The sequence below is a fragment of the Pseudomonas oryzihabitans genome (assembly GCF_001518815.1).
In the GTDB taxonomy this organism is placed as follows: domain Bacteria; phylum Pseudomonadota; class Gammaproteobacteria; order Pseudomonadales; family Pseudomonadaceae; genus Chryseomonas; species Chryseomonas oryzihabitans_E.
Map to the genome: position 1 here is coordinate 1,410,217 of NZ_CP013987.1, position 12,376 is coordinate 1,422,592.

Sequence of the window (12,376 nt, forward strand, 5' to 3'; positions counted from 1 at the left end):
TCTTTTCTCACGCGGGCCGGCAAGCCGGTCTAAGGTGCAGGCCGACCAGTGGTCGCCGTAGGCAGTCGCTTGCCGCGGTCACCTTTTATGTTCTCTTTTGCACAGGAAGGTCTCGATGGACTCCCTCGACAGTCTCGCCCAACAACTGGGTGACGCCCTGCAGGCGGCCGGCGCCCAGGTCACCACTGCCGAATCCTGCACCGGTGGCGGCATCGCCGAGGCGATCACCCGCGTCGCCGGCAGCTCGGCCTGGTTCGAGGCCGGCTTCGTCACCTACTCCAACCGCCAGAAGACCCTGCAACTGGACGTGCCCGAGGCGCTGTTTGAGCAGGTCGGCGCGGTCAGTGAGGAGGTGGTGGCGGCCATGGTCCATGGCGCCCAGCGGCGCGCCGAGGCGCGCTTCGCCGTGGCGGTGAGCGGCATCGCCGGGCCGGGTGGCGCGGTGCCCGGCAAGCCGGTCGGAACGGTCTGGCTGGCCTGGTTGGATGGGGAAAAACTGCGCACCGAACGTCAGGTCTTTGCCGGCGATCGCGCTGCCGTGCGTCAGCAGACCCAGGTCCGCGCGCTGCAGGTTTTACTGGCGTTATTGGCCGAGGAAAAAGCCCCTCAGGTGTAGCAACCGAGAGGCGACTATGGTTTAATACTGTTCACTTATACAGGTATCCACGGCCGTCTGGCCCTTCTTTCTCCGAGAGGAATCTAATGGACGACAACAAAAAGCGCGCCCTGGCCGCGGCCTTGGGACAAATTGAAAAGCAATTCGGCAAGGGCACCGTGATGCGCATGGGCGATCACGAGCGTCAGGCCATTCCGGCGATTTCCACCGGCTCCCTGGGGCTGGACATCGCCCTTGGCATCGGTGGTCTGCCCAAGGGCCGGATCGTCGAGATCTACGGTCCCGAATCCTCGGGTAAGACCACGCTGACCCTGTCGGTCATCGCTCAGGCCCAGAAGCAGGGTGCCACCTGCGCCTTCGTCGACGCCGAACACGCGCTGGATCCGGATTACGCCGGCAAGCTGGGTGTCAACGTCGACGACCTGCTGGTGTCCCAGCCGGACACCGGTGAGCAGGCGCTGGAAATCACCGACATGCTGGTGCGCTCCAACGCGGTCGACGTGATCATCGTCGACTCGGTGGCGGCCCTAGTGCCCAAGGCCGAGATCGAAGGCGAGATGGGTGACATGCACGTGGGTCTGCAGGCACGTCTGATGTCTCAGGCGCTGCGCAAGATCACCGGTAACATCAAGAACGCCAATTGCCTGGTCATCTTCATCAACCAGATCCGCATGAAGATCGGCGTGATGTTCGGCAACCCCGAAACCACCACTGGCGGCAATGCCCTGAAGTTCTACTCGTCGGTCCGTCTGGACATCCGCCGGATCGGCGCGGTGAAGGAAGGCGACGAGGTGATCGGTAGCGAAACCCGCGTCAAGGTGGTCAAGAACAAGGTGGCCCCGCCGTTCCGCCAGGCCGAGTTCCAGATCCTCTACGGCAAGGGTATCTACCTGAACGGCGAGATCATCGACCTGGGTGTGCAGTTGGGTCTGATCGAGAAGTCGGGCGCCTGGTACAGCTACCAGGGCAGCAAGATCGGCCAGGGCAAGGGCAACGCCGCCAAGTTCCTGGAAGACAATCCCGAGATCAAGGGCGCCGTGGACAAGGCGATCCGCGAGAAGCTGCTGAGCCAGCCGACCAATCAGAAGGCCGAAGTGGCTGCTGAAGAAGACGCTGACATCGATCTGTGATCAGGTACCACGTTTGAAACGACCCCCGCCACGTGCGGGGGTTTTTGCATAGGGGAGATTACTCGTGGGCAATCCGCTGGACACCACCGCTGCCATCCGCTTCGCGGCCATGGACCTGCTGGCACGCCGCGAGCATGGCCGCGAAGAGCTATCGCGCAAGCTGCGTCGACGCGGAGCCGAGGAAAGTCTGCTCGGTCCGGTACTGGATCGGCTGGCCGAGGACGGTCTGCTCAATGAGAGCCGCTATCTGGACAGCTATATCGCCAGCCGTGCTCGCGCCGGCTATGGCCCCATGCGCATTCGCGAAGAGCTAGGGCAACGCGGCTTGAAACGGGATCAGGTGGAAGCCGCGCTGCGCGAGGCGGACGTGGACTGGCAGGCGCAACTGGAAGACGTCTGGCGCAGGAAATTTGGTACGCCCCCCGCCGATGCCAAGGAGCGCGCCAAGCAGGGCCGCTTTCTGGCCTACCGTGGTTACGCCATGGATGGGATCAACCGGGTGTTGAGCCGGCGGTAGTGGGTTGTGGCCAGTGCTGTTGGGCTTCGCTACGCTCAGCGCCAGCCTGCAGGTCCATTCTGCCCCCCGGTGAGCGGCTGATTGCGGAAAACGGCTAACCCTCTCTTACTCAGGGAGAGGGTTGGGGTGAGGGCGCGCTTCGCGGTCATGCCCGAGGGGAAAAGGATTCGCCATTCCCGTGCGCTTGCCAGGAAACGCGTCGAGTTCAGAGCCATCGCGGCCATGGGCCGCTCCTACAGACCCTGATTTGACTGTAGGAGCGGCCCATGGCCGCGATAGCAGCGATCAACTTCGGTCGCGCAGGTTCGCGGTGGGCACATTGCAGACCATCTCGGCTCTGGTACCAGGGAACGTTGGGCTTCGCTGTACTCAGCGCCAACCTGCGGGCTGGTGACGTAGGTTGGGTTGAGACGGCCTTATCGTCGAAGCCCAACATTCAGTCGGAGGCCTGGGTTCGTTGGGCTTCGCTGTGCTCAGCGCCAACCTACATCTTCACCTCAGGCCACCCAATGCTCCGGCCGATTGAGCTCGTCCACCAGTTCACGCAGGCGGCCGTAGTGGCGGCCGTGGAAGTCGAAGGTGAGGCGCGTCAGGTGGGAGAATTCCGCCTCGTCGGCCTCGCCTTCACCCGGCGACAGCTGGGTGAAGCCCGGGGTGCGGCACAGATCACCGAAGTCGGCGGCCAGGCGTTGCAGGCAGGCGGGGGTCACGGGGTGCTTGAGGCGGATATGGAGATGGCCGTCGCGTCGGCGCGTGGAATGATAGTTGCCGTAGAAGTGCTCGATCTCAGCGGCGGCCGCCTCGGGCGAGCGCACCAGGCGCACCAGCTTGAGATCGGCGGGCAGGATGTAGCCTTCCTCCAGCAGATTGCGCTCCAGATAGGCCAGGGCGTCGTCCCAGAAGTGGCCGTCGGGCGTATCCAGCAACACCAGCGGCACCAGCGGGCTCTTGCCGGTCTGGATCAGGGTGAGTACCTCGAAGGTCTCGTCCAGGGTGCCGAAGCCTCCGGGGCAGAGCACCAGCGCGTCCGCCTCTTTGAGGAAGAACAGCTTGCGCACATAGAAGAAGTGGAAGGACAGCAGGTGATCCGTGCCTTCGATGGTTGGATTGGCACGTTGCTCGAAGGGCAGGGTGATGTTGAAACCCAGGCTGGCTTCAGGGCCGGCGCCCTCGTGGGCCGCACCCATGATGCCGGCGCCGCCGCCGGTGATGACCATCATGTCGCGACGGGCCAGGGCGCTGCCCAATTCGCGAGCGAGGGCGTAGAGGCCGTGATCGATCCGGGTCCGCGCTGAGCCGAACACCGTGACCTTACGCCGCCGGCGAAAGCGCTCCAGGGTGCGGAAGGCCTGCTCCAACTCCTTCAGCGTCTGCAGCATGATCTTGGCGTCCCAGCGTGCCGGGTTGGTTTGCGCCATGCGCACCACCGTCACCAGCATCTCGCGGTACAAACCCAGATTCGGGCTGCCGCCGGGCAGGGCATGCTCCAGCAGTTCGTCGATACGCTGACCGAGATCGGCGGCGCTGGGCTCCACGTGACGCGCCAGGTAGCTGTCGTCGCTGTCCTCGGTCATGCTGCGACCCTCCGCTTACTTGCCCAGGCCGCAGTCGGCGGCCTGGAAGCGCTCGACCATGACCGGCTTATTGGTCTGGTATTCGGTGAAGTCATAGACCAGGGTGGCGCCACGGGCCAGCAACTGGCGATAGCCGTTGTTCTGGCAGACGCTTTCGGCGAGCTGCACCCGTACCGTGGCTGGATTCTCGCGCATGCGGGCGGCATGGGCCGGACGGACGCTGAGGCTATTGATCAGCTGCTTGCCCTGCACAGTGTAGCCGCGGTCGAGGATGTCTTCGTTGACGGCGCGGGGCGTACCCTGGCTGCTCTCGGCAGCCACCTTGCGCAGCATCTGGTTGAGCTCGTGGTCCTTGAGCGACTCGGCCGCCTGAACGGTGAGGGGCAGGGCGAGGGTCAGGGCGAGCAAAGCAAAACGAGGCATCGTGTTCTCCAGCGTAGAGGAGCCCGTTTCGACCGTGGTCGCGGGCGGGGGTTCGCAAGGCGTCTATGCAGGGTAACCCGCCTGGCCGCCGCGGGCATCCCGATCGCTCTGGTAAACTGCGCTTTTTCACGTGAGCCCGGCATGACCCCGATCAGCGACATCCCTCCCCATGCCGTGGCCCGTTTGCGCCAGGAACGCCTGGCGCGCAGCATCAAGCCCTTCATCGCCCGCGGCTCGCGCATGGCACGTTGTCCGGCGTGCCGGCTGGCGCCCACCCATTGCCTCTGCGACCTGCGCCCCTTGCGTCAGACCCGCGCCGGGATGTGCCTGCTGATGCATGACGTGGAGCCGCTCAAGCCAAGCAACACGGGTTGGCTGATCGCCGACGTGGTGGCCGATACCCATGCCTTCGGCTGGAGTCGCACGGCAGTGGATCCGGCGTTGCCTGAGCTGCTCAGGCAGCCCGAGTGGCAGCCATTGCTGGTATTTCCCGGCGAATACGCCGACCCAGGTCGGGTAGTCGAAAGCCTGCCACTGGCCCCCGGCCAGCGACCACTGTTCGTGCTGCTGGATGCCACCTGGACCGAGGCGCGCAAGATGTTCCGCAAGAGTCCGTACCTGGACAGCCTGCCGGTGCTGAGCTTCCAGCCCACCGCCCTGTCGCGCTACCGTCTGCGGCGCTCCACCCGCGGCGAGCACCTGTGCACCGCCGAGGTCGCGGCCCTGTGCCTGGAGCTGGCCGGGGAGGCGCCCGCCGGGCGGCTGCTGGAGGCCTATCTGGATGTCTTCAGTGAGCGCTATCTGGACGCCAAGCATCATCTGCCATTGGCGGCGGACAGCCCGGCGAGCCAGCAGCTGAAGGCGCTGCGCGCTAGTTGACCGGCTTGACCTCGACCGGCGCCTGGCGTGGCCAGAGTTGGGCCGCCAGCATGCCGGCGAACATCAGGGCGCAGCCGAGGTAGCCACGGTCGCTGAGGGCCTCACCCAGCAGCCAGGCGCCAAAGCCGGCAGCGAACACCGCTTCCAGGGAAAAGATGACCGCCGCGTGGGAGGCGATGGCGCCGCGCTGCGCGAAGACCTGCAGGGTATAGCCGATGCCGGCGGCGATCACGCCGCCATAGAGCAGGTCAGGCAGGGCAAGGGCGATCCGGGCCGGCTGAAGCGGCTCGAAGGCCAGCGCCAGCAGCAGGCTCAGCACGGCGCAGACCAGAAATTGCAGGATCGACAGTACGGTGGCGTCGTGGCGGCTGGAGTAGTGACCCACGAGCAGGACATGGACGCCCCAGGCTAGGGCGCCAGCCAGTTGTAGCAGATCGCCCGAAGCGACGTGGAAGTTGTCGCCGATGCTCAGCAGCCCCATGCCGACCACCGCCAGGCTGGCACCGATCCAGGTCCCCAGATGGCTGCGCTGGCCCAGCAGCAGGCCCAGCAGTGGCACCACGATGACATAGAGCCCGGTGATGAAGCCGGAATTGGTCACGCTGGTGAACAGCAGGCCGACCTGTTGCAGATTGATCCCCAGGGTCAGCACCAGGCCCATCAGCAGTCCGCCCTTGAAGGTGTCGCGGGTCAGGCGTTGCTGGCGACCGCGGCGGCGCAGGAACAGCAGCAGCGGCAGCAGGGTAAGGGCGCCCAGGGCGAATCTCAGGCCGGTGTAGAGGAAGGGACCGATGTGCTCCATGCCACCGGTCTGGGCAATGAAGGCGCTGCCCCAGATGATGGCGGTGAGCAGCATGAGCAGGTCGGCACGCAGGGCAGCGCTGGGCATCGGGTGTCTCTTGGGCAAAAAAGCGCAACTGTGCCGCAACCGCCGGGCCTTGCCTACCGTCTGTGGTCCACTCGGCCTTGCCCCCGTCCGCGCCGTTCGGCATGCTGGCGCGATCTCGCATGCAGCCGGCACGCCAGGCTGCTGGTCTGCGCGGACCTCGGAGGCTGTTCCAAGGCTCACGAGCTGGAGACGAACCAGGTGAAGATGACCGAGGGCGCGACGTTTACGCAGGGTAGATGAGCGTCCCGAAGTCATGTCCACCGCCGTTTGGCCAACGCGCAGCAAGCGTTGAGCAGGCTCTCACGACAACAAGGAAGGCTACACCATGGCGGCTGCCTATCAGATATTGATCGCCGATGATCATCCGCTGTTTCGCAGCGCGCTGCAGCAGGCGCTCACCCTGGGCCTGGGCGCCCAGGCGAGTCTCACCGAAGTGGCCGACATCGCCGAACTCCAGGCCTGCCTGGCCGAGCGCACCGACTGGGATCTGGTCCTGCTCGATCTCAACATGCCCGGCGCCTACGGCTTTTCCGGGCTGGTTCTCCTGCGCGGCCAGTATCCCCAGGTGCCCGTGGTGATGATCTCGGCGCAGGAAGAACCGGCCGTGGTGCAACGCGCCCGGGAGTTCGGTGCCAGCGGCTTCATCCCCAAGTCCAGCGATCTGAGTACCCTGCAGCAGGCCGTCAGTCAGGTGCTGGACGGCGACACCTGGTGGCCACCACAGGTGGAAGGTGCCGCGGCCCTGAGCGAGGAGGCCAAGGCGGCCAGCGCCGGGCTTGCCAGTCTCACGCCGCAGCAGTTCCGGGTGCTCACCATGCTCTGCGAAGGCTTGCTCAACAAGCAGATCGCCTTCGAGCTGAATGTCTCCGAAGCCACGGTCAAGGCCCATGCCACGGCCATCTTCCGTAAACTCGGGGTCCGTACCCGCACCCAGGCGGCGCTCCTGCTGCAACAGCTGGAGAGCACCTCCAGCTAGCTTCGGTTGCCGTTGCCGCTTTCGATGGGCGGTCGCCTTGTGCGCGGCCCCCGGTCCTCACCCTTTTTTGTACCTGCCGTCCGCCGGGACCGGCAGTGCGACGCTGCTGGATGGAGCTTTCGGTGATTTCTCCCTACAAAGGCAAGACCGGTCTACGCCGGGTCATCAATGCCACGGGCTACTCCCTGGCCGGGCTGCGCACGGCCTTTCGCCAGGAAGCGGCCTTTCGTTCGCTGGTGGTGCTCAACCTTGTGCTGGTGCCGCTGGCCTTCTGGCTGGACGTGAGTCGTGGCGAGCGGGCGCTGCTGGTGGCGGTCTGCCTGCTGTCGCTGGTGGTCGAGCTGTTCAATGCCGCCATCGAGGCGGTGGTGGATCGCATTTCCCTGGACTGGCACGAACTGTCGAAGAACGCCAAGGATCTTGGCAGCGCTGCGCAGTTCGTGGCCATGATCATCATCGCCGTGGTCTGGGGCATCGTCCTGCTCGGCTGAGCAGGAAAAGGATCAGACGGTAGCGCCCAAGGTGGCACCCGCTGCGGTGTCATCCGCGGCCAGGCGCTGTTCCAGCACGCTGGGCTGGGCCGAATGGATGACCTTGTGGATGAAGTGCAGCTTGGCGATCACCGGGGCCGGCAGGGCGAAGGGATAGAAGTCCGGCTGGCCCATGCTGCGCGACAGCTCGTTGAGCATGGCGGCCAGCTCGATCCAGGCATTGGCGAAGCCGAGGAATTCGTCATCGCTGCGGTCTTCGGCCTCATAGAGCGCCTCGCGGGTGAACGGCTGGAAGTCCAGCTGTAGGCTGCCAGCGTTCATGCCCAGGCTGGCGGCGGTGGCCAGGGTGTCCATCATGTGCAGGTAGTGCGCCCAGGTCTCCGCCCAGTCTTCCCAGGGGTGCATGGTGGCGTAGGCACTCACGTACTGGCTTTCCCAGTTGGCCGGAGCACCCTGCTCGTAGTGACGCTTGAGGGCCTCGCCATAGTCGGCGCGCTCGTCGCCGAACAGGACGCGGAAGGGCTCTTCCCAAGCGGTGCCGGCGACCAGACGATCGAAGTAGTAGTGACCCACCTCGTGGCGGAAATGGCCGAGCAGGGTGCGATAGGGTTCGTGCATGTCGGCGCGGACCTTTTCCCGGTGGGCATCGTCCGCTTCGAGGATGTTCAGGGTGATGAGGCCATTGGCATGGCCGGTGGTAGGGGTACCGGTGGCGTCAGGGGCGAGAAAGTCGAAGGCGAGACCGCGCTCGGCATCGACCGTCTGGGGGATTACCTGCAGCCCCAGGCCCAGCAGCTGGGCGACCAGTTGCCGCTTGGCCAGCTCCAGCTTGCGCCAGCGCTCGCCGTTGCCCTCGAAGGACAGGTCCGGAATGGTGTGGTTGAGCTGGCAGGCCACGCAGAAGCCGTCGCCCGATTCGGCTGGCACCAGCCAGTTGCAAGCGGCTGGGGTATCCAGGTTGGCACAGCGGCGATAGAGGCCGCTGGTCGTCTCGGGTAGCTGCCAGAGGCCACCTTCCGCCGGCAGCAGTGCCGTCGGCATGCCCTGGTCCGGGGCGTAGCCCAGGGCATTGCCGCAGGCCAGGCATTCGCTGTTGGGAAAGAAGATGGCCTGGCCGCAGGTGCAGTTGGCGACCTTGCGCTGGACGGGCAGGGCGCGCAGGACATTGCGTTGCTGGCGATTCGAACTGTAGCTTCCGAGAAAATTGCGCATGGGGAATACCTGGCGAGAGCGGCCGCGTCGGACGCCAGGCGGAGCGCCGGCGTCTTGCTAGCGCTTTAGTAGAGCGGCCCGACCCTGGAGTTCCGGGTTGTTCGTCGCCTGGGGGTGCTGGCAAGAGCTCTGGAATCGGCGCCCGGACCAGAGGCCAGCCCGCGCGCATCGGCGGCCCGCGTTAGCGGTGGCGCATCCAGGCGCGCACCACTACCCTAGGTTACCGTCGACACTGTCGCGCGCCCCTAAGGCGTCGGCCCGTTCGGCTCTTGCGAACCTGCTCTCGTATCCTGTCAGCCGTCCAACCATGCCCCCGATCGCCTCCCACAATGCCAGCGACATGACCGGCAGCTACCACGAACTCTGGAGTCCGCGGGGTGGCGTGCGGCCGACCTGGCGGCGCTTCTATGGACACCTGGCGGGTCTGCGCCCGGCGCAGCTCGACCAGCGCCAGGCCCTGATCGCCCGGCAGATCCAGGAAAACGGCGTGACCTACAACGTCTATGCCGATCCCAAGGGCAGTGACCGGCCCTGGGCGCTGGATCTCCTGCCGCAGCTGATCTCGGCGGAGGAGTGGGCACCCCTGGCCGCTGGGGTGGCGCAACGGGCGCGACTGTTGAACCGGGTACTGGGCGATCTCTATGGTGAGCAACGTCTGCTGCACGAGCGACTGTTGCCGCCAGAGCTGGTATTTGGTCATCACAACTTTCTCTGGGCCTGCCAGGGCCTGCGACCGCCGGGCGATACCTGGCTGCACGTCTATGCGGTGGACCTGGCGCGGGCCCCTGACGGCCGCTGGTGGGTGCTGGCGGATCGTACCCAGGCGCCCTCCGGTGCCGGCTATGCCCTGGAAAACCGGCACATCGTGGCGCGGGCCTTTCCCGAATTGCACCGTGATCTGCAGGCGCAGCCCCTCAATGGCTACTTCCAGGCCCTGCAACGCACCCTGAGCACGGGCCTGGACACCGGCGACGAAGCGCCGCTGGCGGTGTTGCTGACGCCGGGGCGCTACAACGAGACCTACTTCGAGCACCTCTACCAGGCGCGCCAGCTGGGCTTTCCGCTGGTGGAGGGCCAGGACCTCACGGTCCGCAACGACTGCCTGTACCTGAAGACCTTGAGCGGGCTGCGTCGCGTCCATGCGGTGTTTCGCCGGCTGGACGACGACTTCTGCGATCCCCTGGAGCTGCGCACCGATTCGGCCCTGGGCGTGCCTGGCCTGTTGGAGGCTGTGCGCCAGGGTAATGTCATCATGGCCAACGCCTTGGGCAGCGGCCTGCTGGAATCGCCCGGCCTGCTCGGCTTCCTGCCGGGGGTCTGCCAGGCCTTGCTGGGCGAGACCCTAGCGCTGCCCTCCGTCGCCACCTGGTGGTGTGGCGAGACGCCGGTCCGGGAAGCGGCCCTGGCGCGGCTGGCGGAACTGGTGATCAAGCCGGCCTATCCCGGCCAGGGATTCGAGCCGGTGTTCGGCAAGGAACTGGATGCTCAGGGCCTGGCCGCCCTGCGTGAGCGTATTCTGGCCACGCCCCATGCCTATGTGGCCCAGGAGCGCATCCAGCTCTCGCAGGCGCCGGTCTGGCAGGGCGGCAGCCTGCAGTCACGGGCCATCGGCATGCGTGTCTACGCAGTGGCCAGCGAAGACGGCTACTGGGTCATGCCCGGTGGCCTGACCCGCGTGGCCCACGAAGGCGCTGCCGTGGTGTCCATGCAACGCGGTGGGTCGAGCAAGGATACCTGGGTGCTGGGCGGCAGCCGCGGCGCCGCCGAGGTGCCCGGGGCCCGGGTGCTGGGGGTGCGCGACCTGGTGCGCAAGGACCCCTTCCTGCCCTCGCGCACGGCGGAAAATCTGTTCTGGTATGGCCGCTACAGCGAGCGCTGCGAAGATGCCGCGCGTCTGCTGCGGATCGTGCTGAGCCGTTACCTGGACGCCGACGATGAGGGGCCGGCGGTGCAATCGGCCATCGACCTGGCCACTGCCCTGGAATGGCTGCCGGGGCAGGGCGGTCTCGCCGAGCAGCTGCACGCAGCCCTCGGGCCTGGCGACTTTCCCAGCGGCCTGGGCGCCAATCTGCAGCGCCTGCATTGGGCCGCGGCCCAGGTACGCGGACGGCTGTCGCCGGAGAACTGGCGCGCCATCCGCGAGGTGGAGCGCGAGGCCCATGGCCTGGGCCAGGTAGGCAGCGAGCCGGGCGAAGCGCTGCAGAGTCTCAACCGGCTGGTGATGGCGCTCGCCGCGGTGGCCGGCTTCACCTTCGACGACATGACCCACGACGAGAGCTGGCGCTTTCTGATGATCGGCCGACGCATCGAGCGGGTGCAGTTCCTCGCCGGCAGCCTGGCGCACTTTCTCGAAGGTGGCGCCACCTGGGATGCGGCCGGTCTGGAGTGGCTGTTGGAGCTGGGCAACAGCATCATCACCTATCGCTCGCGCTACCAGGCCGCGCCTCAGTTGATCCCGGTGCTGGACTTGCTGATGCTGCACGAGCACAACCCCTATTCGATCCGCTTCCAGCTGCACGCGCTGATCAACGCCGTGGAGCATCTGGAGCGCTACCATGGCCTGCCGCCCGATCCGGCACTGCACGACGCCTACGACCGGCTGCGTCGCTTCGACCTCGGCACCCTGGAAAACACCCTGTTCGGCGATGCCGGCCGGGTCGAGGTGCAGCAAGGCTTGGCGCGCCTGCTGCGGCAGATCGCCGGGGCCAGCAGCCAGCTGTCCGAGCGGGTCATCTATCGCTGCTTCGCCCATGTCGACGCGGTCAGCCAGCGCACGGTATCCATGTGATGAGCCCGGTCCGCTATCGCATCCAGCACGATACCCACTACCGCTACGAGGCGCCGGTGTCGCTCTCGCAGCAGTTGCTGCACCTGTTGCCGCGCGACTGCGCCTGGCAGCGTTGCCTGTCCCGGCAACTGGCGATCCTGCCGCAGCCGACGCAACGCCAGGACGCCTGGGACGCCTTCGGCAATCCGCTGACCCGACTGTCTTTCAAGCGCCCGCACGACGAACTCTATGTCGGGACCGAACTGGACGTGGAAGTGGACTCCCGCGCAGGTCTCCCGCTTGCGGACTCGCCCGCCTGGGAGCAGGTACGCGACGGGCTGCGCTATCCGGCTGCCCGCGCGGCGCTGGAGGTGCATCACTTTCGCTTCGAATCGCCGGCGGTACCCCTCGACGGCATCTTCGCCCGCTTCGCCGAGGACTGCTTTCCGCCCGGGCGGCCCCTGTTGCTGGGCTGCCGGGCGCTGATGGAAAAGATCCATCGCGAGTTCCGCTTCGACGCTACCGCTACCCAGGTGGCCACGCCCCTGCGCGAGGTGCTCGCGCATCGCCATGGCGTCTGCCAGGACTTCGCCCACCTGATGCTGGCCTGCCTGCGTGGCCTGGGATTGGTGGCGCGCTATGTCAGCGGCTATCTGCTGACCCGTCCACCACCCGGTAAGCCGCGGCTGATCGGCGCCGACGCCTCCCATGCCTGGATCAGCGTGCATTGTCCGGTGCTGGGCTGGGTCGACTTCGATCCCACCAACGACGTCCTGCCGGATCTCGAACACATCACCCTGGCCTGGGGCCGCGACTTCACCGATGTCTCACCGTTGCGCGGGGTGATCCTCGGTGGCGGCCACCACGATCCGGTGGTGGAGGTGACGGTGACGCCGTTGTAG

Annotated in this window: 12 protein-coding genes; 8 read left to right on the forward strand and 4 right to left on the reverse strand. The window is 66.3% G+C overall.

Annotated elements, in window-relative coordinates; genetic code table 11:
• Positions 1–115 precede the first annotated feature (115 nt).
• The 3 genes from APT59_RS06325 to recX all read left to right on the forward strand — a co-directional run bounded on the left by APT59_RS06325 (position 116) and on the right by recX (position 2,263).
• A complete protein-coding gene (locus tag APT59_RS06325; protein ID WP_059314078.1) occupies positions 116–616 on the forward strand; it encodes a CinA family protein in 501 nt (166 codons plus the stop codon).
• Positions 617–702: 86 nt separating this feature from the next.
• Positions 703–1,746: a recombinase RecA gene (gene recA, locus APT59_RS06330; RefSeq protein WP_017639019.1), complete on the forward strand. Its 1,044-nt coding sequence runs from the start codon at positions 703–705 to the stop codon at positions 1,744–1,746.
• A gap of 64 nt (positions 1,747–1,810) precedes the next feature.
• Entirely contained in the window at positions 1,811–2,263 is a 453-nt protein-coding gene (recX, locus tag APT59_RS06335; protein ID WP_082696294.1) for a recombination regulator RecX, read from the forward strand.
• Between the two features lie 497 nt (positions 2,264–2,760).
• Here recX and APT59_RS06345 read toward each other — a convergent pair whose 3' ends face one another.
• Both APT59_RS06345 and APT59_RS06350 read right to left on the reverse strand, forming a co-directional pair.
• Complete coding sequence (locus APT59_RS06345; RefSeq protein WP_059314080.1) at positions 2,761–3,837, reverse strand: TIGR00730 family Rossman fold protein; 1,077 nt, start codon at positions 3,835–3,837, stop codon at positions 2,761–2,763.
• A gap of 15 nt (positions 3,838–3,852) precedes the next feature.
• Complete coding sequence (locus APT59_RS06350; protein ID WP_059314081.1) at positions 3,853–4,260, reverse strand: quorum-sensing-regulated virulence factor family protein; 408 nt, start codon at positions 4,258–4,260, stop codon at positions 3,853–3,855.
• A gap of 141 nt (positions 4,261–4,401) precedes the next feature.
• Between APT59_RS06350 and APT59_RS06355 the strand changes: the two genes are divergently transcribed.
• Entirely contained in the window at positions 4,402–5,139 is a 738-nt protein-coding gene (locus APT59_RS06355) for a tRNA-uridine aminocarboxypropyltransferase (RefSeq protein ID WP_059314082.1), read from the forward strand.
• Here APT59_RS06355 and APT59_RS06360 read toward each other — a convergent pair.
• On the reverse strand, positions 5,132–6,028 hold the full coding sequence (locus tag APT59_RS06360) for a DMT family transporter (RefSeq protein WP_059314083.1): 897 nt from the start codon (positions 6,026–6,028) through the stop codon (positions 5,132–5,134). The genes APT59_RS06355 and APT59_RS06360 overlap by 8 nt on opposite strands.
• 325 nt (positions 6,029–6,353) lie before the next feature.
• Here APT59_RS06360 and erdR point away from each other — a divergent pair, with 325 nt between their 5' ends.
• Both erdR and APT59_RS06370 read left to right on the forward strand, forming a co-directional pair.
• Positions 6,354–7,004, forward strand: coding sequence for a response regulator transcription factor ErdR (gene erdR / locus APT59_RS06365; RefSeq protein WP_059314084.1), 651 nt, complete (start codon positions 6,354–6,356; stop codon positions 7,002–7,004).
• Positions 7,005–7,114: 110 nt separating this feature from the next.
• Positions 7,115–7,495 (forward strand): diacylglycerol kinase, encoded by a 381-nt coding sequence (locus tag APT59_RS06370; RefSeq protein ID WP_059314085.1) that lies wholly within the window; start codon positions 7,115–7,117, stop codon positions 7,493–7,495.
• 12 nt (positions 7,496–7,507) lie between these two features.
• On the opposite strand, the gene APT59_RS06375 is transcribed toward APT59_RS06370, so the two are convergent.
• Positions 7,508–8,707, reverse strand: a complete 1,200-nt coding sequence (locus APT59_RS06375) for a zinc-binding metallopeptidase family protein (protein ID WP_059314086.1) — start codon at positions 8,705–8,707, stop codon at positions 7,508–7,510.
• Between the two features lie 307 nt (positions 8,708–9,014).
• Between APT59_RS06375 and APT59_RS06380 the strand changes: the two genes are divergently transcribed.
• Together APT59_RS06380 and APT59_RS06385 are read left to right on the forward strand one after the other, a co-directional pair.
• Positions 9,015–11,495 carry a circularly permuted type 2 ATP-grasp protein gene (locus tag APT59_RS06380; RefSeq protein WP_059314087.1) on the forward strand — a complete coding sequence of 827 codons (2,481 nt, stop codon included), beginning with the start codon at positions 9,015–9,017 and terminating at the stop codon, positions 11,493–11,495.
• Positions 11,495–12,376, forward strand: coding sequence for a transglutaminase family protein (locus tag APT59_RS06385; RefSeq protein WP_059314088.1), 882 nt, complete (start codon positions 11,495–11,497; stop codon positions 12,374–12,376). Before APT59_RS06380 ends, APT59_RS06385 begins: the two co-directional genes overlap by 1 nt.

Excerpts from the sequence above, each read along its gene's own strand:
- APT59_RS06325 (WP_059314078.1), top strand. The coding sequence starts at position 116 with ATGGACTCCCTCGACAGTCTCGCCCAACAACTGGGTGACGCCCTGCAG.
- recA (WP_017639019.1), top strand. The coding sequence starts at position 703 with ATGGACGACAACAAAAAGCGCGCCCTGGCCGCGGCCTTGGGACAAATT.
- APT59_RS06345 (WP_059314080.1), bottom strand. The coding sequence starts at position 3,837 with ATGACCGAGGACAGCGACGACAGCTACCTGGCGCGTCACGTGGAGCCC.
- APT59_RS06350 (WP_059314081.1), bottom strand. The coding sequence starts at position 4,260 with ATGCCTCGTTTTGCTTTGCTCGCCCTGACCCTCGCCCTGCCCCTCACC.
- APT59_RS06355 (WP_059314082.1), top strand. The coding sequence starts at position 4,402 with ATGACCCCGATCAGCGACATCCCTCCCCATGCCGTGGCCCGTTTGCGC.
- APT59_RS06360 (WP_059314083.1), bottom strand. The coding sequence starts at position 6,028 with ATGCCCAGCGCTGCCCTGCGTGCCGACCTGCTCATGCTGCTCACCGCC.
- erdR (WP_059314084.1), top strand. The coding sequence starts at position 6,354 with ATGGCGGCTGCCTATCAGATATTGATCGCCGATGATCATCCGCTGTTT.
- APT59_RS06370 (WP_059314085.1), top strand. The coding sequence starts at position 7,115 with ATGGAGCTTTCGGTGATTTCTCCCTACAAAGGCAAGACCGGTCTACGC.
- APT59_RS06375 (WP_059314086.1), bottom strand. The coding sequence starts at position 8,707 with ATGCGCAATTTTCTCGGAAGCTACAGTTCGAATCGCCAGCAACGCAAT.
- APT59_RS06380 (WP_059314087.1), top strand. The coding sequence starts at position 9,015 with ATGCCCCCGATCGCCTCCCACAATGCCAGCGACATGACCGGCAGCTAC.
- APT59_RS06385 (WP_059314088.1), top strand. The coding sequence starts at position 11,495 with ATGAGCCCGGTCCGCTATCGCATCCAGCACGATACCCACTACCGCTAC.